Annotated in this window: 19 protein-coding genes, 1 tRNA gene and 2 riboswitches; of the genes, 11 read left to right on the top strand and 9 right to left on the bottom strand. The window is 59.3% G+C overall.

What is annotated here, in order from left to right:
- The first annotated feature begins 151 nt into the window (after positions 1–151).
- Positions 152–1,021: a branched-chain amino acid aminotransferase gene (locus tag H7847_RS19600; protein ID WP_227271175.1), complete on the top strand. Its 870-nt coding sequence runs from the start codon at positions 152–154 to the stop codon at positions 1,019–1,021.
- Between the two features lie 228 nt (positions 1,022–1,249).
- Positions 1,250–1,873 carry an IPTL-CTERM sorting domain-containing protein gene (locus tag H7847_RS27035; protein WP_227271174.1) on the top strand — a complete coding sequence of 208 codons (624 nt, stop codon included), beginning with the start codon at positions 1,250–1,252 and terminating at the stop codon, positions 1,871–1,873.
- A gap of 85 nt (positions 1,874–1,958) precedes the next feature.
- Here the strand turns inward: H7847_RS27035 and H7847_RS19590 are convergent, their stop codons facing one another.
- The 3 genes from H7847_RS19590 to aroC are packed head-to-tail and all read right to left on the bottom strand — an operon-like array spanning position 1,959 to position 4,752.
- Positions 1,959–2,579, bottom strand: coding sequence for a DUF6434 domain-containing protein (locus H7847_RS19590; protein ID WP_227271173.1), 621 nt, complete (start codon positions 2,577–2,579; stop codon positions 1,959–1,961).
- Between the two features lie 40 nt (positions 2,580–2,619).
- Positions 2,620–3,594, bottom strand: coding sequence for a DMT family transporter (locus H7847_RS19585; RefSeq protein ID WP_227271172.1), 975 nt, complete (start codon positions 3,592–3,594; stop codon positions 2,620–2,622).
- A 57-nt stretch (positions 3,595–3,651) separates the two neighbouring features.
- On the bottom strand, positions 3,652–4,752 hold the full coding sequence (gene aroC / locus H7847_RS19580) for a chorismate synthase (protein ID WP_227271171.1): 1,101 nt from the start codon (positions 4,750–4,752) through the stop codon (positions 3,652–3,654).
- A 92-nt stretch (positions 4,753–4,844) separates the two neighbouring features.
- A riboswitch (TPP riboswitch) is annotated at positions 4,845–4,945 on the top strand.
- Between the two features lie 36 nt (positions 4,946–4,981).
- Here aroC and H7847_RS19575 point away from each other — a divergent pair.
- The 3 genes from H7847_RS19575 to H7847_RS19565 are packed head-to-tail and all read left to right on the top strand — an operon-like array spanning position 4,982 to position 8,173.
- Entirely contained in the window at positions 4,982–5,962 is a 981-nt protein-coding gene (locus tag H7847_RS19575; RefSeq protein WP_227271170.1) for a thiamine ABC transporter substrate-binding protein, read from the top strand.
- Positions 5,938–7,494: a thiamine/thiamine pyrophosphate ABC transporter permease ThiP gene (locus H7847_RS19570; protein ID WP_227271169.1), complete on the top strand. Its 1,557-nt coding sequence runs from the start codon at positions 5,938–5,940 to the stop codon at positions 7,492–7,494. The genes H7847_RS19575 and H7847_RS19570 overlap by 25 nt, the downstream gene beginning before the upstream one ends.
- Entirely contained in the window at positions 7,481–8,173 is a 693-nt protein-coding gene (locus tag H7847_RS19565) for a thiamine ABC transporter ATP-binding protein (RefSeq protein ID WP_227271168.1), read from the top strand. Before H7847_RS19570 ends, H7847_RS19565 begins: the two co-directional genes overlap by 14 nt.
- Here H7847_RS19565 and H7847_RS19560 read toward each other — a convergent pair.
- A complete protein-coding gene (locus tag H7847_RS19560) occupies positions 8,170–8,616 on the bottom strand; it encodes a 6,7-dimethyl-8-ribityllumazine synthase (protein WP_227271167.1) in 447 nt (148 codons plus the stop codon). The genes H7847_RS19565 and H7847_RS19560 overlap by 4 nt on opposite strands.
- Positions 8,617–8,693: 77 nt before the next feature.
- A riboswitch (FMN riboswitch) is annotated at positions 8,694–8,844 on the bottom strand.
- 61 nt (positions 8,845–8,905) lie between these two features.
- On the opposite strand from H7847_RS19560, the gene H7847_RS19555 reads away from it, so the two are divergent.
- The 5 genes from H7847_RS19555 (at position 8,906) to H7847_RS19535 (ending at position 13,106) form a co-directional block, all read left to right on the top strand.
- Entirely contained in the window at positions 8,906–9,532 is a 627-nt protein-coding gene (locus H7847_RS19555) for an FMN-binding negative transcriptional regulator (protein ID WP_227271166.1), read from the top strand.
- 44 nt (positions 9,533–9,576) lie between these two features.
- Entirely contained in the window at positions 9,577–10,188 is a 612-nt protein-coding gene (locus tag H7847_RS19550; RefSeq protein ID WP_227271165.1) for a glutathione S-transferase, read from the top strand.
- 198 nt (positions 10,189–10,386) lie between these two features.
- Positions 10,387–10,947, top strand: a complete 561-nt coding sequence (petA, locus tag H7847_RS19545) for a ubiquinol-cytochrome c reductase iron-sulfur subunit (protein WP_227271164.1) — start codon at positions 10,387–10,389, stop codon at positions 10,945–10,947.
- Positions 10,948–10,959: 12 nt separating this feature from the next.
- On the top strand, positions 10,960–12,303 hold the full coding sequence (gene petB, locus H7847_RS19540) for a cytochrome b (RefSeq protein ID WP_227271163.1): 1,344 nt from the start codon (positions 10,960–10,962) through the stop codon (positions 12,301–12,303).
- 14 nt (positions 12,304–12,317) lie between these two features.
- A complete protein-coding gene (locus H7847_RS19535) occupies positions 12,318–13,106 on the top strand; it encodes a cytochrome c1 (protein WP_227271162.1) in 789 nt (262 codons plus the stop codon).
- A 383-nt stretch (positions 13,107–13,489) separates the two neighbouring features.
- Here H7847_RS19535 and H7847_RS19530 read toward each other — a convergent pair whose 3' ends face one another.
- From H7847_RS19530 to dapF, 4 genes are all read right to left on the bottom strand, one after another.
- Complete coding sequence (locus tag H7847_RS19530) at positions 13,490–13,741, bottom strand: hypothetical protein (RefSeq protein WP_227271161.1); 252 nt, start codon at positions 13,739–13,741, stop codon at positions 13,490–13,492.
- A 10-nt stretch (positions 13,742–13,751) separates the two neighbouring features.
- The gene (locus H7847_RS19525) at positions 13,752–14,426 is read right to left on the bottom strand and encodes a Crp/Fnr family transcriptional regulator (RefSeq protein ID WP_227271160.1); all 675 of its coding nucleotides are present in this window, start codon (positions 14,424–14,426) and stop codon (positions 13,752–13,754) included.
- Positions 14,427–14,766: 340 nt separating this feature from the next.
- Positions 14,767–16,020, bottom strand: a complete 1,254-nt coding sequence (mtaB, locus tag H7847_RS19520; RefSeq protein WP_227271159.1) for a tRNA (N(6)-L-threonylcarbamoyladenosine(37)-C(2))-methylthiotransferase MtaB — start codon at positions 16,018–16,020, stop codon at positions 14,767–14,769.
- Positions 16,017–16,859, bottom strand: a complete 843-nt coding sequence (dapF, locus tag H7847_RS19515) for a diaminopimelate epimerase (RefSeq protein WP_406676024.1) — start codon at positions 16,857–16,859, stop codon at positions 16,017–16,019. The genes mtaB and dapF overlap by 4 nt, the downstream gene beginning before the upstream one ends.
- Positions 16,860–16,956: 97 nt before the next feature.
- Here dapF and H7847_RS19510 point away from each other — a divergent pair.
- Positions 16,957–17,032, top strand: a tRNA-Lys gene (locus H7847_RS19510).
- A 483-nt stretch (positions 17,033–17,515) separates the two neighbouring features.
- Here the strand turns inward: H7847_RS19510 and H7847_RS19505 are convergent.
- Positions 17,516–17,739 (bottom strand): helix-turn-helix domain-containing protein (locus tag H7847_RS19505; protein WP_227271158.1); only part of this gene is annotated, 224 nt, incomplete at its 5' end.

Genomic DNA, 17,739 nt, shown 5'->3' with positions numbered 1-17,739 from the left:
GTCCAATTCCGGCTAGCTTATGTCAGTGTTGTTGACATTCCAAGAGCGAACAGATATCGAATTGCAGGTTTTGCGCAATTTTATGTCCGAAGTGGACGTATGCAGCGCAATATTTGGAAATATTGCTTGTAAGATCGGGAAGGGAACACTCATGGCAGGCGCTTACAATGACCGCGACGGATATATCTGGATGGATGGCCAGATGGTGGATTGGCGCGACGCCAATGTTCATATCCTGACCCATGCCATGCATTATGCCTCTTCCGTTTTCGAAGGGGAGCGGGCCTACAGCGGCAAGATCTTCAAAAGCCGGGAGCATTCCGAGCGCCTCAGGCGGTCGGCTGAGATGATCGATTTCGAGATTCCCTACACAGTCGACGAGATCGAAGCGGCCAAGGCGGAGGTTCTGGCAAAGTCGGGGCTGTCCGATGCTTATGTGCGGGCGGTCGCCTGGCGCGGTGCAGGCGAGGATATGGGTGTGGCCTCTGCGCGCAACCCGGTGCGGATGGCCATCGCCGCCTGGGAATGGGGGGCCTACTACGGCGATGCCAAAATGAAGGGGGCCAAGCTCGACATCTCAAAATGGAAGCGTCCGAGCCCCGAAACGATCCCCAGCCACGCCAAGGCGGCGGGTCTTTACATGATCTGCACGATGTCAAAACACACGGCGGAGGCCAAAGGATGCTCTGACGCGATGATGTTCGACTATCGCGGTTATGTGGCCGAGGCGACGGGGGCGAACATCTTCTTTGTGAAAGACGGCGAGGTTCACACGCCCGACCCTGATTGCTTTTTGAACGGCATCACCCGGCAAACCGTGATCGGTATGCTCAAGGACCGCCAGATCAAGGTGCATGAACGTCACATCATGCCCGAAGAGTTGGAAAGTTTCGAGCAGTGCTGGCTGACAGGCACCGCCGCAGAAGTGACACCTGTGGGTCAGATCGGTGACTACAACTTCGAGGTAGGCAGCCTGACCCGCGATATCGCGCAAAGCTACGAGACGCTGGTCCGGACGTAAGCCGGGCGCATACGAAAAAGGTACCATCGGGCCGTTTCCGCGACCGCTTGTGCACGTTATGCCAAAGACAAAGCCCGTTCTGTTTGCCGCAGAGCGGGTTTAGCATCTTTGATACACTCAAATCTTGTTACTTCTTAATTCTGTTAACTTGTGTTAACCTTTTCACGCAGTGCGGAATTTCAAACTGCACTCGTTTTAGAAGATCAAGATAGAAAAGGGATATGAATAGTGAAACGTTATTTAATTGCTGCTGCGGCCGCGATGGGGCTGATGGGCTCGGGCGCAAGTGCCGCGACGCTGAGCGGTGAGTTCTGGGATTTACCGGCAAATACCATCTCAAACATCGATCAGGCGATTGCCGCTGTTGGGGGCGGCGCTGATCCGACAACGGCCACGTTCGACTCCTCTTCCATCAATTATGGGGATGCGGGCGCGAACTTTGTCATCGGATCGCTGTCGAACTTCCTGCAAGGCGACGCAGGATCGATCAGCGGGTCTGACCCTGCCAGCATGCAGGAATCCGTGTTCCGGATTTCCGGGCTTGTGACACTTGCAGACGGCGATCAGATCGATGTGACATCCGATGACGGCTTCCGCCTCATCATTGGTGGTAACACATTGTCGGAATTCACCGGAATCCGCGCGCCCAACAACACAACCAGCGCGGTGTGGGGCGGTGGTGCCGGGACCTTCCAGGCTGAGCTTTGGTACTTCGAAGGGCAGTTCACCCAAGCGCAGCTACAGTCCAACCTTACCAACTTTGTCACACCGGTACCGCTGCCAGCAGGCATGGTCCTGATGATGACAGCTCTGGGTGGGTTCGGCATCATGCGTCGTCGCCGCAAATCGTAACGCTGGTAAAAATGCTTTGAGAGGGCGGCTTTCGGTGCCGCCCTTTTCTTTTGTGCCCGGTTCGCGACAGTCTGCGGGGCCTGGCTCAGCTGCTTGGGGTCAGCTTCAGATCTGATGCATCGTAGACGTGTCGTCCGGTGTCGGACGGCAGTTGACGCTTGAGAGCCCAGTAGTGACGCACCTCCGCCATACCCATCTGCGGGTTATCGGCCAGAAAATCCCTTGTATACCGGTTGAACTGGTTGTGCTCTGCAATCTCTGACTGAAACCCGGGGGTTGCAGCTTTTTCTTTCTGTCGGTGGTATTCGGCCACGGCATCGGCGAGGGTCTTGCCTGTATTGTCGCGCATCCACTTCATGAACTGAATATTGAACTTAAAGCCGCTCCCCGCATGCGCCCTGAAAAACCGCCGGACGTTCTGGGAATTCTTGTAGCTGTCTGTGATCTCGGTTTTGAGTGTCAGCTCCGCACTGTGCCAATCAAATCCGGACTTGGCCTTCTGTTTTATGTCGCCCGGCCAATTCGTTTCACCGCTGTCAAGGTAGTGCGCGAGACGCTCCAAAAGGGTGAATTTACCACCCGTCCGCTTCAGACCGCAGGCTTTTGCCCGGGCGGCCAGCTCTGATTTGAGCCAATACCAGCGGCGCAATTCTGTGCCGTTGGTAATGTCAGCCAAATCCGGTCGGTGTTCGCTGCGATCTGCCATGGGGCAAAGATAGTCATCGGCACCGCGATGTCATCTGCCTTCAGGGTGTGCCGGAGGGTGGGACATTCGGTTTGGATTTGCTGCGATCCAACCCCAGCTGACTTTCCCGCCAGATGATGAGCACGCCACCCGCGATCACGAGGCTGGCGCCCAGCAGAATCGGGCCGGTGGGGATTTCTCCAAACGCCACATATCCGATGGCGCTGGCAAAGATCATCGACGCGTAGTCAAAGGGCGCCAGCATGGAGGCTCCGCCAAAGCGGTAGGAGGCCGTGACCATGATCTGCGCGATGCCGCCGACCAGTCCTGACAGGATCAGCAGGTAAATCACCCAGAGCGGGGGTGCCGTCCACTCCAGCGCGGCAAGACCCGTCAGCCATCCCAGGGGCAGCGTCAAAAGCCCCAGTGTCGAGGCCGTGATCGAGAAGTAAAACACAATCGCCGCCGTCGTATCGGTCTGAACCAGGCGGCGGACGTGAATCTGCACCATCGCTCGCAGGATCGAGGCCACAAGCACCATAATCGCCCCGAAGGTTGCACCGGTTGTCAGCGCCTCGGCACCGAGGCTGAGGCGTGGCGCGATCACGATGGCCACACCGATCAGCCCGAGCGCCACGGCGGACAGCCGGATCAGCCGCACCCGTTCACCCAGAAACATCGCGGCAAAGATCACGGCGAACAACGGCGTCGCATAACCAATCGCGGTGACCTCGGGCAGGGGCAAAAGCGCCAGCCCGGTAAAGGTCAGACCCATCGCCGTGGTGCCGAAAACGCCGCGCCAGACATGGCCCGTCAGGTTCGAGGGGATCAGCCCTTCGCGCAACTGCCCGCGTTGCCAAAGCCACAGCATGATGACCGGCACGGCAAAGAACGACCGAAAGAAAACCGCCTGACCCGCAGGCACGTGATCGGATGCCGCCTTGATGAGGGCGGCCATCACCATGAACAGGAACACGGCACAAAGCTTGAGTGTAATCGCAAGGCCGGGTCTGTTTTGGGTGAGGTCAGTTGCCATGCGCCTTCTCTGCGCCCAAGACGGGCAAAGATCAAGGCACGGCGTCCGGGATCTGCTCTAACCGATCTGCCCCTGATTTTTCCCGATCTGACCGCGATGCAACAGCATGTGATCGAGCAGTACGCAGGCCATCATCGCCTCGCCCACGGGTACCGCGCGGATGCCGACACAGGGGTCGTGGCGGCCCTTGGTGATGATCTCGGTCTCTTCGCCGGTCCTGGTGATGGTCTTGCGGGTGGTCAGAATGCTGGAGGTCGGCTTCACCGCAAAGCGCACCACGATGTCCTGGCCTGTGCTGATGCCCCCCAGAATACCGCCTGCGTGGTTCGACGAATAGACCGGCCCATCCGGCCCCATGGTGATCTCATCCGCGTTCAGCTCGCCCGTGAGCATGGCCGCGGACATGCCCTCGCCGATCTCGACACCTTTGACCGCGTTGATGCTCATCATCGCGGCGGCCAGATCCGTATCCAGCTTGCCATAGACCGGGGCCCCAAGGCCCGCAGGCACGCCGCGCGCCACCACTTCGATCACCGCGCCCACGGAGCTGCCGGATTTGCGCAGACCGTCCAGATAGTCGGCCCAGGTCTCCGCCGCTGTCGCATCCGGCGTCCAGAAGGGGTTCTGGTCGATCTGATCCCAGTAGAACCGGCTGCGGTCGATTTCATGCGCCCCCATCCGGGTCATGTACCCCTTGATCTCGACAGTCGGGGCAAGCGCTGCCAGTGCCGCGCGCGCAAGACCGCCCGCCGCCACACGTGCTGCGGTTTCGCGCGCGCTTGATCGCCCCCCGCCGCGATAATCCCGCAGGCCGTATTTCTGGAAATAGGTGATATCCGCGTGGCCGGGGCGGAACTTGTCCTTGATGTCCCCGTAATCCTTGGAGCGTTGATCGGTGTTCTCGATCATCAGTTGCACCGGCGTGCCCGTCGTGACGCCTTCGAAGGTGCCGGAGAGGATCTGCACCGCATCCGCCTCGCGCCGTTGGGTGGTGTATCTGTTCTGGCCGGGTTTGCGTTTGTCGAGCCAGTGCTGGATCGCACCCGCGTCAATCGGCACACCCGGCGGGCAGCCATCCACCGTCGCACCCAGCGCCGGGCCGTGGCTCTCGCCCCATGTGGTGACGCGAAACAGGTGGCCAAATGTGTTGATCGACATGGAGCTTCTCCTTTGAGCGAGTTGCTTAGCGGCGCAGGCGGGCCGCCTCAAGCCCTTATCGCTTGCCAATTCCAGTGGCGCATATTACGTCATCAGGTACCTCGGGGGGCCTTTCGGCTGAGATGTGCATGTGCGCGGACCCGTAGAACCTGAACCGGTTAAGACCGGCGGAGGGAAGGTGAGCATATCATCCTCTTTCGCCGTTCGACGCATATGAAAGGGATAGATCATGCGAAGAACTCTTTTGGCTGCCAGTCTCCTGCTGGCCTCTCAGGCAGGGGCAGAGACACCTGTGCTGACCGTGTACGCGGGCGATTACTTCACGTCTGAATGGGGTCCCGGTCCGATGATCGAGACCGGGTTCGAAGAGATTTGCAATTGCGACCTGCAATTCTCCACCGGCGATCTGCTGCCGCGTCTGCTGCTGGAAGGGGAGCGGACCAAGGCGGATGTTGTGATCGGTCTGACCTCTGACGTGACGGCGCGTGCGCGGGCCACGGGGCTGTTTGCACCACACGGGCAGGACAACAGCGCGTTGACCCTGCCCATCGACTGGACGGATGACACCTTCCTACCCTTCAACTACGGGCACACGGCCTTCATTTATAATGAGACCACGATGGAGGCCCCCCCTGCCAGTTTCGATGCGCTGCTGGAGATGCCCGATGACGTCAAGATCGTCATTCAGGATCCGCGGACGTCGATCTCGGGTCTGGCCCTCGTGTTGTGGGTGCAGGCGGTCTATGGCGAGGCGTCCGCCGATGTCTGGACAAAGCTGGCCCCCAAGATCCTGACGGTGACCAAGGACTGGTCGGCAAGCTACGGCCTCTTCACCGACGGCGAGGCGGACATGGTGCTCAGCTACACGACCTCGCCCGCCTATCACATGTTCGCAGAGGATGATTTCACCAAGAAAGCCGCGCTCTTCCCCGAGGGGCACTATTTCATGGTCGAGACGGTTGCCAAGATTGCCCAGACGCAAAAGCCCGAGCTGGCGGATGCGTTTCTGACCTATGTGATGTCGCGGGATTTCCAGTCGATGATTCCGACGGCGAACTGGTCGCTGCCCTCCGCGCTGCCACAGACCGACTGGCCTGAAGGATGGGCGCAATTGCCGCTGCCGGAAAAAGTGCTGTTTTATTCCGAAACCGAGGCCGCCGCGCTTCAGGCGGAGGCCATCGAGACATGGCGCAACGCGCTCAGCCAATAAGCGGGACATCGGGGATCGTCGCGGGCACCTGTGTGGTCGCGGCGGTCCTGCTGGCATTTGTGGGGATCGGGCTGCGCGCCGAACCGGGCACTGGTTTGGGACCGGCGGAGGGACAGGCGATCCGCTTTACGGTGATGCAGGCCGCGCTCTCGGCGCTGATTTCAGTGACGCTGGCCGTGCCGCTGGCCCGCGCGCTGGCGCGGCGCGAGATGCCGGGGCGGACCCTTCTGGTCACGCTGCTGGGCGCGCCCTTCATTCTGCCGGTGATCGTGGCGGTACTGGGGCTGCTGGCGATCTTTGGCCGCAAGGGGTGGGTCAACCAGGTGCTGGACATTCTGGATCTGCCAAGTCTCTCGATCTACGGGTTGCACGGGGTGGTGCTGGCGCATGTGTTTTTCAATCTGCCGCTGGCGACACGCCTTCTGCTGCAAGGCTGGCAGAGCATCCCGGCAGAGCGGTTCAGGCTCGCAGCCCAGCTCAACCTGCCGCCGGCGATGATCTGGCGGACATTAGAATGGCCGCTGATTGTCCGGGTGCTGCCGGGGGCCGCGGCGCTGATCTTCGTGATCTGTCTGACCAGCTTTGCCGTGGCACTGACCTTGGGCGGCGGGCCGCGCGCCACCACAATTGAATTGGCGATTTTTCAGGCGTTTCGGTTTGACTTTGACCTGTCCAAAGCGGCGATGCTGTCGGTGGTGCAACTGGTGCTGGCCGGCGGGGCCGCCTTGCTGGCGCTGTGGGTCATTCCGGCGATCCCGCTGACAGGCGGCATGGACCGGCCGGTGCAGCGCTGGGATGCGCGCGGCGGGGTGCAGCGGCTGACCGATGCGCTGGTGATTGCGCTCGGGGCCGCGTTCCTGCTGTTGCCGCTCTTGTCTGTTACCCTGGCAGGTTTGGTGGGTTTGCCCTTGATGCCTGCGTCTGTCTGGCAGGCGGCCTTTGTGTCCTTGTGGGTTGCGGCGCTCAGCGTTGCCGTCCTGCTGGCTGTTGCGCTGCCTTTGGCAGGTTGGATCGCCATCCGTGCGCGCGGCAGTGCGGAGGCGATCGGACTTCTGGGTCTCTCGGCCTCACCGCTTATGATCGGGACCGGCTGGTTCATCCTCATCAATCCGATCGCGGATCCGGTGAGCCTGTCTCTTCCCGTCACGGCCATTGTCAACGCGCTGATGGCTTTGCCGTTTGCCTTGCGTATCCTCGTGCCGGGCATCCGGGAGGCTCTTGCGGGACATGGCAGGCTTTGTCTGTCGCTGGGGGTGACAGGCTGGTCCGCGTGGCGTTGGCTGATCTTGCCGCGCGCCCTGCCACAGATCGGGTTTGCGGCAGGGCTGACGGGTGCGCTGTCGATTGGTGATCTGGGAGTGATCGCGCTCTTTGCGGACCCGGACCGGGCGACATTGCCGCTGCAGATGTACCGTTTGATGGGGGCCTACCAGACAGACGCCGCGGCTGGCGCGGCCCTGTTGCTGTTGATGATGGCGCTGGTGATTTTCTGGACCTGCGACAGAGGGGCGCGCTGGTATGCTAAGACTTGAGGGCCTGTCCATCCATCAGGGCAGTTTTGACCTGGCAGCGGATCTTTCAGTTGAGCAAGGGCGCAAGGTGGCCGTGATCGGACCTTCGGGGTCGGGGAAATCCACCTTGCTTGGGGCTCTGGGCGGCTTTGTGCCCGTGGCGGCCGGGCAGGTGCTTTGGCAAGAGATCGCGATCACCCACGCCGCCCCCGGTGCGCGGCCCATCGCGATGCTGTTTCAGGACAACAACCTGTTTCCTCATCTGAGTGTGGCGCAGAATGTGGGTCTGGGGCTGCGGGCCAACCTGCGGCTCGACGCACAGGACAGGGCGCGGGTGGCCGCCGCCCTCGACCGGGTTGGACTGGAGGGCATGGCGGATCGCAAACCCAGCGCGCTGTCGGGCGGACAGCAAAGTCGTGCCGCCCTTGCACGGGTTCTGGTGCAGGACAAACCATTGGTTTTGCTGGACGAACCCTTTGCCGCCCTTGGCCCGGCGCTGCGTCAGGACATGCTGGATCTGGTCAGCGCCCTGATCCGCGAGACCGGGGCGACCTTGCTGATGGTCACCCATGCGCCCGAAGATGTGCTGCGCATCGCGGATGAGGTGATCTTTGTCGATGCAGGCCGGGCCGAGGCCCCGACACCGGCGGCGGAGATCATGCAGAACCCGCCGCCCGCGCTGCGGGCCTATCTGGGCTAGGCGGCCTTTGTGACCTCCAGCGCCTCACGTGCTTTCAGAATGCCCAGAGCCGCCTGTGCGGCCTCGCGCCCCTTGGTGACGAAATGCGCGCGGTAGATGGCATCGTGATGCGCGGTTTCCTGATAATGATGCGGGGTCAGCGACACCGACAACACGGGCACGCCGGTATCGAGGCCCGCCCGCATCAACCCATCCACCACAGCCTGCGCCACAAAATCATGGCGGTAGATACCCCCATCAACGACAAAGGCGGCACAGATCACCGCGGCATAGCGCCCGCTGGCGGCCAGATCGCGCGCCATCAATGGCATTTCAAAGGCACCGGGCACCTCGAAGATGTCGATCTGCTCGGCGGGAATGTCCTGAGCAAAGCCCTCATAGGCGCGGCGCACGATGTCCTTGTGCCACTGGGCCTGGACAAAAGCGAAACGGGTGTGTGTCATGGTGATCTCCTTTTCTGGTCAGACACGTCCACCCAAGGCGATCACGTCAGCGCGCAGCCCCAAGGGGCCCCGCACATGCGCATTCTCTTTCATCCGGACTATGACCGTCGGCTCTGGCGTCTCACCAGATCTGCTGACACCTGTCTTTTGACAGGCCGCTCGCGGGCTCGCAGGGTCGAAGCCCTGCATACCGCCGGTGGGGAGTTTCACCCCGCCCTGAGAATGGCATCAGGTTGCCAAGCCGCGTAAAAGCCTGCAAGAGCAAATCGCACTAGCGGAGGCCAGAACCATGCATCCCAATCCGGTTTTTCATACGCAGGCAGACGACCATAACCTCGCTTACGCCCGGCAGCGCGCCTTTGGGGTGTTGGCGGTGGCGGATGGTGGCGCCCCGTTGCTCGCCCATATTCCGTTCCTGCTGGACGACGATGGCCGGACTGTCTGGCTGCATCTGGTGCGCTCCAACCCGATTGCCCGGGCACTGAAAGCACCGCAGGAGGCCAGGATCGCGGTCTCTGGCCCGGACAGCTATATCTCGCCCGACTGGTACGGTGTGAGCGATCAGGTGCCCACGTGGAACTATGTGGCCGTGCATCTGACCGGGCTGCTGGAACTGCGACCGCAAGAAGAACTGCACGGTATTCTTGACCGTCAATCCGCTCTCTTTGAAAACCGGCTGCTGCCAAAGACGCCCTGGACGACCGGTAAGATGTCAGAGGGCGTGATGGCGCGCATGATGCGGCAGATCGTGCCCTGCAAGATGCAGGTGACTGGGGTCGACGGCACCTGGAAGCTGAACCAGAACAAACCCGCCGCCGTACGCCACAGCGCGGCGGACCATGTGGAGGCCTACGGTCAGGGCAGCGATATGCAGGTCCTTGCCGCCCTGATGCGCGGTGTGGATGGACAGGGCTGACCGCTCTGATAGGCTTTGCGTGACCTCAGCAAAGGACCCCTGCCATGAAGCTTTTCCACTCTCCCGCATCGCCCTATGTGCGCAAAGTCGTTGTTTTGCTCCATGAGCTGGAGAAAACCGAGGCCGTGGCTCTGGAAACGATCACCACCACGGCCTTTGCCTCCGACGAGGCGCTCAAGGCCGCCAACCCTCTGGGGCGCATTCCGGCACTGGAGCGGGCAGAGGGGGCCACGCTTTATGACAGTCGGGTGATCACCAGCTATCTCAACGATCTGTTTGGCGGCACGCTTTATCCCCAGGGCAGCGGACGGTGGGAGACCCTGACGCTGGAGGCGACCGGCGACGGCATTATGGATAGTGCCGTGTCCATGTCGTACGAAAAACGTCTCAGACCGGAAGCGGAGCAGTCCGATGCCTGGGTCGAGGCGCAATGGTCCAAGATCAGCCGGGCCCTGTCGGTTTTGAATACCCGCTGGATGAGCCACCTGTCGGGACCTCTGACAATGGCGCATATCTCGGTCGGCTGTGCGCTGTCTTATCTTGATTTTCGCCACGGACCGCGCAACTGGCGGCAGGGCAACGAAGCGCTGGCCGCATGGCACCAGGCTTTTGATTCGCGGCCCTCCATGCAGGCATCGCGCCCGCCAGACGCCTGATTCTTAAGAAAGGATAAAGAAATACGGGCCATACAAGGGGTTTTTGGCAAAAACCTTAACGACCTGCGACGGTTTGCGCGCTAAAGGTCACTAGACTGATCGCGGTCACAGCGCTAAGTACCCGCCTAGCTATGGTTGCGTTCTGCGCGACCTATTCACTACTGGCCACATTTTTGGCCCTGGAAATGGAGTAAACCTGTGTCGCATGCAGAAGATCACGAAGGCACCCGGCGGGATTTCCTTTACTACGCCACTGCTGGTGCTGGCGCGGTAACAGCAGGAGCCGCGATCTGGCCTTTGGTCAACCAGATGAACCCGTCGGCAGACGTCCTTGCGCTGTCATCGAAGCGCGTTGATATCAGCGGCGTCGCGCCGGGCACCCAATTGACCGTCATGTTCCTTGGCAAACCCGTGTTCATCCGCCGCCGAACGCCGGAAGAGATCGCAGCCGCGCGCGAAACGCCGCTTGAGGACCTGCCGGATCAGGGTGCCGAGAACGCAAACATTGCTGCAGATGCGACGGCCGCAGATGAAAACCGGTCGCTCGACGAGGCCGGTGAATGGTTGGTCATGCAGGGCGTCTGCACCCACCTGGGCTGCGTGCCGCTGGGAGATGCGGGCGATTTTGACGGGTGGTTCTGCCCGTGCCATGGATCGCACTATGACACTTCCGGACGCATTCGCCGTGGTCCCGCACCGCGCAACCTGCCGGTTCCGGTCGCAGTATTCGTGGACGAGTCCACGATCCAACTCGGGTAAGGGAGACAGAAGATGGGTGGAATTCCACACGACCATTACGAACCGAAGGCCCCTTGGGAAAAGAGTTTGGCCAAACGGTTGCCGATCATCGGCCTGATGTATGACACACTGATGATCCCGACACCCAAGAACCTCAATTGGATGTGGATCTGGGGCATCGTCCTGACATTCGTGCTGGTGCTGCAGATCGTCACCGGTATCGTTCTGGTGATGCACTACACGCCGCATGTTGATTACGCGTTCTCGTCCGTTGAGCATATCATGCGAAACGTGAACGGCGGCTACATGCTTCGATATATGCACCAAAACGGCGCGTCGCTGTTCTTTGTGGCTGTCTATGCGCACATCTTCCGGGGTCTTTACTATGGCTCCTACAAGGCACCGCGCGAGATTACCTGGATCATCGGCATGCTGATTTACCTGCTGATGATGGGCACCGCCTTCATGGGCTACGTGCTGCCCTGGGGTCAGATGTCCTTCTGGGGTGCGACGGTTATCACTGGCCTTTTCGGCGCAATCCCCTTCATCGGTGATGCGCTGCAAACCTGGCTGCTGGGCGGGCCTGCGGTGGATAATGCCACGTTGAACCGCTTCTTCTCGCTGCACTATCTGCTGCCCTTTGTGATCCTGGGTCTTGTGATCGTGCACATCTGGGCCTTCCACACGACGGGCAACAACAACCCGACAGGTGTTGAAGTGCGCCGCACTTCGAAGGAAGAAGCAGAGAAAGACACGCTACCGTTCTGGCCCTACTTCGTCATCAAGGACCTCTTTGCGCTGGCGGTTATTCTGGCAGTTTTCTTTGCCATCGTCGGCTTCATGCCGAACTATCTGGGCCACCCCGATAACTACATCGAGGCGAATGCTCTGGCGACACCTGCACATATCGTGCCGGAATGGTACTTCCTGCCGTTCTACGCGATTCTCCGGGCCTTTACGGATGAAGTATGGATCGTGCAGATCGCGTCCTTTGTCACGGGAGGGATCATCGACGCGAAGTTCTTCGGCGTGCTTGCGATGTTCGGTGCGATTGTGGTGATGGCTCTGGCGCCTTGGCTGGATACATCTTCGGTCCGCTCCGGGCGCTACCGCCCCATGCTGAAATGGTGGTTTGCTCTGCTGGTTTTCGACTTCTTCGTGCTGATGTGGGTCGGTGCGATGCCGGCGGAAGAGCCCTACAACACGATTTCGCTGATCGCTTCGACATACTGGTTCGCCTACTTCCTGGTGATCCTGCCCCTGCTGGGCGTGATCGAGAAACCGTTGGCACGACCCGCGACCATCGAAGAGGATTTTGCCTCGCATAAGGGCTCTGGTGACGGCGGATCGAAACCGCTGGCAACCCCGGCTGAATAAAGGACCATAAGATCATGTTCAGAACACTTACACTGAGTGCTGTGGCGGCCGTATCGTTTGCCACAGCGGGTCTGACAGCAGGTGCGTATGACACGCATATCGAAGACTTTGACTTCTCGTTCGAAGGGCCTTTTGGCACCTACGACCAGAACCAGCTTCAGCGCGGTCTGCAAATCTACACCGAGGTCTGCGCCGCCTGTCACGGGTTGAAGTTCGTCCCTTTCCGGTCGCTTTCCGAGGAGGGTGGGCCCTCCATGCCAGAGGATCAAGTGCGCGCCTATGCGGAGAATTTCGAAGTCTTCGATCCCGAAATAGACGATTTTCGCGCCGCTATTCCAGCAGATAACTTTCCGGAGTCCGGATTGGAAAACGCACCCGACCTGAGCCTGATGGCAAAGGCGCGTGCAGGTTTCCATGGTCCGTACGGTCTGGGGATCAACCAGTTCTTCAAAGGCATTGGCGGGCCGGAGTACATCGCGTCTTTGCTGACTGGCTATACGGGTGAAGAAAAAGAAGAAGCTGGTGTGATCCTTTACGAAAACACAGCCTTCCCTGGTGGCTGGATCGCCATGGCCCCGCCACTGGATGATGAACTGGTGGAATTTGCCGATGGGCATCAAAACGATCTGCACCATCTTTCCGAGGATGTTTCGGCCTTTCTGATGTGGACTGCTGAGCCGAAAATGATGGCGCGCAAACAGGCCGGATTTGTCGGCGTGTTGTTCCTGACCATCTTGTCAGTTCTTCTCTACCTGACGAACAAGCGCATCTGGGCGCCGGTTAAAGGCAAGAAGGCTTCCTGACCCTTCTAAATTCTGTTGCAAAATAACCCCCCGTGCAGGTGCTGCGCGGGGGGTTACCTGTCTGCACCTCGCGACGGAGGCAAATAACAGACCCTGGGGAGAGTCGAAATCAGAAGGACCCGTGATTACGGTCATTGTCAGCCTACGGCTTTCTCCCGCAATTCAGATACCTTTCTGTACCTTTGAATGTTTTCCCTCGTTAACTTTTCAAATGCCCTGAGAAGGACCTCTTTTACTCTTTACCGGTCACTACAATAACCAATAATTAACATTTTCTCGAATCGACGTCTGTGATCTTGGTCACACTCAGCGCGAAAGTTTTGTAATTTTGGCCTTTTGAATAGCCTGGGAAGGGACCTGGAAGCGACTGTGGCAACAAGGTTTCAGGACCGGTCCCGCGTCTTATCTATCAGCTTTTGCGTCGCGCGAAACTCTCGCTCTGTTTCGATCACCCAATTGATGACGGCCTTCACGGGGGATGCTGGTGTGGGCGCCTTGTCAGCGACAGGAGCGAGTTCTTCAATGCGTTGCATATCGAAAATCCTTTTGCGATGTAAAGAAATTTGATCAAAAATATAGTCTGGAATATCTTCAGGATGACCGAAATCGCCGTTTCGGTCTGTGATACGTTTCACATGAAGATGTTTAAATCTGCTGAAGGTCCGCCATCACCTGCAGCCTGTCTCGATCCAGAACGCGCACACCGCCCCGTGACGCGTCGATCACCCCGGCCCGTTTCCAGAGCGCCAGAGTTTTGGAGACCGCTTCACGCGTGGCACCAACGAACTCTGCCAGTTCCGTTTGAGACAACCTCAGCAAAGACTGCTGATCTGTTCCGTTGGCTGTCAGATAAAGAATCTTGCGGGCCAAGCGCGCGGGCATCGGCAAAAAGACCTGTTCGTTGAGCTGGCTGCTCATCCAGCGCATCCGCGCGCCCGCGAGTTGGATCAGATCAATGCCCAGATCCGGATTTTTACGGATCGCGGCAATCATGTCCGCATTTTTAACACCACGTACCCGCGATGGTTCCAGCGCGGTAACGGTCGCTGTCCGCACACCTGGATCAAACAGCGCAATTTCCCCGAAGAGTGCACCTGGGCGCATCACGTCGAGCGATAGTTTGCGCCCTTCCCGCGACAGAATACTGAACTCCAGACTGCCGGAGGCGATGGCATAAAGCGCATCTCCCTGATCGCCCTGCTCAAACAGCACTTCGCCCTCTGCCAGTTCAACGTCGCTTGCAACCGAGTTTATCAAGCGGGACAGATCAATTGAGGCATTGGCCAGAAAACCTGTTCTTGGCAGATCTTTGCTATCCATCTTTTTGTCTTTCCTGACATGCCCCAGACAAACTGATCTGGGGCTCGGTGACACTCGGCACCCGTGTTGATCCAAGGGAACCAAAACAGGAGGGGTCCCTTCAAAGCCCTGCGATGAAATGGGACGGTGCAGACCCGTCTTAAACCGGCCCAACCTTCCCTGCAAAAGGATAAGATGCACCGCATACCCAAGCCGTTTGCCTTGCCATCCGGCCACTCCCGCCTGATGTCAAAACCGATGCGTGTTGCATTCATACCTCTCCCACAAGGTAGACGGAGATTACCGGCCAACCAGAGAGTTTGTCACGAGAATTCGTACTCAAGCTGAAGGTGGCACCAATTTACGCGCGCAGAGTACTGTCCGTTGCGCCAGAGATCTTGACCGCAACGATTTGCCCTTCGGTCTGCGGCTTCGAGAGCTGCACTTCGGTGAATTGTTCGGTCCGGCCCATCGTGGGGCTTTCCATCAGAACGTTGTGGGTTCGGCCCACTTGCCGTGCCAGATGTTTGCGTACCTGTGCCTCACCTGCCGCGCGCAGCCGCGCTGCACGCGCCTTGATGTCGGGGCCGGACACGGGCGGCATGCGGGCTGCGGGCGTGCCCTGACGTGCGGAGTAGGGGAACACATGCAGCCACGTCAGATCGCACTCCTGGACGAGCGCAATGGAGTTTTCGAACATGGCTTCTGTCTCGGTGGGAAAGCCCGCGATGATATCCGCGCCAAATGTCATGTCGGGACGCAGGCGTTGCGCCTCCCGGGTGAAGCGGATCGCGTCGTCGCGCAGATGGCGTCGTTTCATACGCTTGAGGATCAAGTCATCGCCATGTTGCAGCGACAGATGCAGATGCGGCATCAGTCGAGGCTCGGTCGCAATGGCCTGCATCAGATTGTCATCCACCTCGATACTGTCGATAGAGCTGATCCGCAGACGCGGCAGGTCCGGTACGAGTTTCAGGATACGCATCACCAGATCGCCCAACTGTGGCGTGGCGGGCAGGTCCGCCCCCCAGCTGGTCAGATCAACGCCGGTCAGGACGACTTCGTTGTAGCCTTTGTCGACGAGGCGCTTGATCTGGTCGACCACCACGCCCGCAGGCACGGAGCGCGAATTGCCGCGTCCGAACGGAATGATGCAAAAGGTACACCGATGATCGCAGCCATTCTGGACCTGCACATAGGCGCGGCTGCGCGTGCCAAAGCCATCGATCAGATGTCCTGCTGTCTGCATCACGGACATGATGTCGTCTACCTGTACCGCTTCGCTTGCGCCAATGAAATCCTTGGCCAGCCCTGCCCAAGTTGCGTTTTCCATTTTCTCGGTATTTCCAATGACCGCATCAACTTCAGCCATCTCAGCGAAAGCCTCAGGGTCGATTTGCGCAGCGCAGCCGGTCACGATCATGCGCGCGCCTGGGTTTTCCCGCCGCAGCTTTCGGATGGTGCTGCGAGCCTTGCGCACGGCCTCGGCCGTCACCGCGCAGGTGTTGACGACAACCGTATCATCCAGACCAGCCTCTGCGGCCAGCTCTTTCATTGCTTCGGTTTCATAGGCATTCAGGCGACACCCCAACGTGGCGAACTTTGGGGCGCTCATCTCAAGCTCTCCAGAAAGCTTTCGGTCAACCGACCGGTAAAGACATGTTGGGTGGGTCCCGTCATCCAGACGCCGTCATCGCGCCAATCGACGCTCATCTGCCCCCCATCCAGATCGATTGTAACCTGGCGACCAGTCAAACCGCGGCGCGTTGCGGCGACCGCAACCGCACAACTGGACGAGCCCGACGCCAGTGTCATGCCCACGCCCCGCTCCCAGACCTTCATGCGGATGTGGTCTTCAGCTACAATCTGCGCAACCTGCACATTCGTCCGCTCAGGATAAAGCGGATGATGCTCATGCGCAGCGCCAAAGGCGGGGACGTTAACCGCATCGAGGTCATCCACAAAGAAGGTGCAATGGGGGTTGCCCATACCGGTCGCCGTCGGTGCACCTTCAATCGGCAACTCCAGCGTGTCCATTTCGTGGGCCAGCGGGATTTCATCCCATTTCAACTGCGGTTGACCCATGTTGACTGACGTCAGACCGGCCCCAGCGTCACGCGCCCATAAGTCGCCCCGGTCTGTGGTGAGGTGCAGGTCGGTTGCGCCGCTTTCGTCCATCACATGGCGGGCAATGCAGCGCGTGGCATTGCCACAGGCTCCGGCGATCGATCCGTCTGCGTTATAGAAGGTCAAATGCAGTGCCTGACGTCCTTGGGTCATGACCGCAAGCTGGTCGAAACCAACCCCGCGATGTCGATCGCCGAGCGCTTCGGCCAAGGCCGGGGTGATGTCAATTTTCTGCGCACGCGCATCCACAACGACAAAGTCGTTTCCCAGCCCGTGCATTTTCATAAAGGGCAAACCGGTATCGTTGAAGTGACACATTGCGGCCATATAAGCGGATGCGACGAAACTATCCAGTATGTCCCTGCAAAAACGCTGATTTGGGGCTTGACCCTACCTCAGCAGCTTTCTACACAAGCCGCCTAGTGGGCCGTTAGCTCAGTTGGTAGAGCAACTGACTTTTAATCAGTGGGTCGCAGGTTCGAATCCTGCACGGCTCACCACTTCATCACCTTGTTGTGAGTACTCACGCGAGTCTTCCACAATTGCCAGGTTTTCTGCCACAAACGTCAAGGAAACCTTCCACAACAACCTTTTGGGCTTTTCGGAGCAGTTGGGTGTGATGAAGCCGAAGCAACACTATCAGGAACTGATTGGCATATGGTCCAGTTTCGACAGTTTGTGCGCCCAGTGGTGGCTCGATGCGCAAGCCTCGACACCAATTAGACAAGGCGCGAGGCGTTCGAAGAACTGAATGACCTGAGATTGCCAGAAGATCCTATTGAACATAACCTGCTCAGCTTCCGCGTTGCCGTGCACGTGAAAGACTGTCTTGGCCAAATACAGGCCGACAGCGATGGGTTACATAGGGTAGCTCGTCTCGATCGCAGATCATGACACCCGCACAACGGCGCATTGCGACGCCGGGGAGCGGAAGCCGCCCACCCCATCTACTCTCCGCCCTCTAACATCCAGGCGGTCAGCGCCTACCTATTATTCTCGACGTCCCCTTCAACCTCACCAATAAATTCCGTCAGCGATACCTCAAGTTCCCGACAGATTGCATCCATCACAGTCAGGGTGGGTTGTCGCCTACAGGTTTCCAGGAACGAGATGTAGCTCATGGAAAGATCTGTTCTGAACGCGAGTTCCTCCTGCGAGAGGTTCGCGGCCTTACGTCTCTCGCGGAGAACCCGCGCGTAAGCCGCTA

Source organism: Roseobacter weihaiensis (assembly GCF_020622345.1).
Taxonomy (GTDB): domain Bacteria; phylum Pseudomonadota; class Alphaproteobacteria; order Rhodobacterales; family Rhodobacteraceae; genus Roseobacter; species Roseobacter weihaiensis.
Note: the sequence above shows the minus strand (reverse complement) of the source record. Positions and strands in the feature narration are given on the sequence as shown.

Coding starts and splice junctions, on each gene's coding strand:
- H7847_RS19590 (WP_227271173.1), bottom strand. CDS start 2,579: ATGGCAGATCGCAGCGAACACCGACCGGATTTGGCTGACATTACCAAC.
- H7847_RS19565 (WP_227271168.1), top strand. CDS start 7,481: ATGCTAAGACTTGAGGGCCTGTCCATCCATCAGGGCAGTTTTGACCTG.
- H7847_RS19555 (WP_227271166.1), top strand. CDS start 8,906: ATGCATCCCAATCCGGTTTTTCATACGCAGGCAGACGACCATAACCTC.
- petB (WP_227271163.1), top strand. CDS start 10,960: ATGGGTGGAATTCCACACGACCATTACGAACCGAAGGCCCCTTGGGAA.
- H7847_RS19570 (WP_227271169.1), top strand. CDS start 5,938: ATGGCGCAACGCGCTCAGCCAATAAGCGGGACATCGGGGATCGTCGCG.
- H7847_RS19600 (WP_227271175.1), top strand. CDS start 152: ATGGCAGGCGCTTACAATGACCGCGACGGATATATCTGGATGGATGGC.
- H7847_RS19585 (WP_227271172.1), bottom strand. CDS start 3,594: ATGGCAACTGACCTCACCCAAAACAGACCCGGCCTTGCGATTACACTC.
- H7847_RS19575 (WP_227271170.1), top strand. CDS start 4,982: ATGCGAAGAACTCTTTTGGCTGCCAGTCTCCTGCTGGCCTCTCAGGCA.
- H7847_RS19525 (WP_227271160.1), bottom strand. CDS start 14,426: ATGGATAGCAAAGATCTGCCAAGAACAGGTTTTCTGGCCAATGCCTCA.
- mtaB (WP_227271159.1), bottom strand. CDS start 16,020: ATGAGCGCCCCAAAGTTCGCCACGTTGGGGTGTCGCCTGAATGCCTAT.
- H7847_RS19535 (WP_227271162.1), top strand. CDS start 12,318: ATGTTCAGAACACTTACACTGAGTGCTGTGGCGGCCGTATCGTTTGCC.
- H7847_RS19560 (WP_227271167.1), bottom strand. CDS start 8,616: ATGACACACACCCGTTTCGCTTTTGTCCAGGCCCAGTGGCACAAGGAC.
- aroC (WP_227271171.1), bottom strand. CDS start 4,752: ATGTCGATCAACACATTTGGCCACCTGTTTCGCGTCACCACATGGGGC.
- dapF (WP_406676024.1), bottom strand. CDS start 16,859: ATGGCCGCAATGTGTCACTTCAACGATACCGGTTTGCCCTTTATGAAA.
- H7847_RS19550 (WP_227271165.1), top strand. CDS start 9,577: ATGAAGCTTTTCCACTCTCCCGCATCGCCCTATGTGCGCAAAGTCGTT.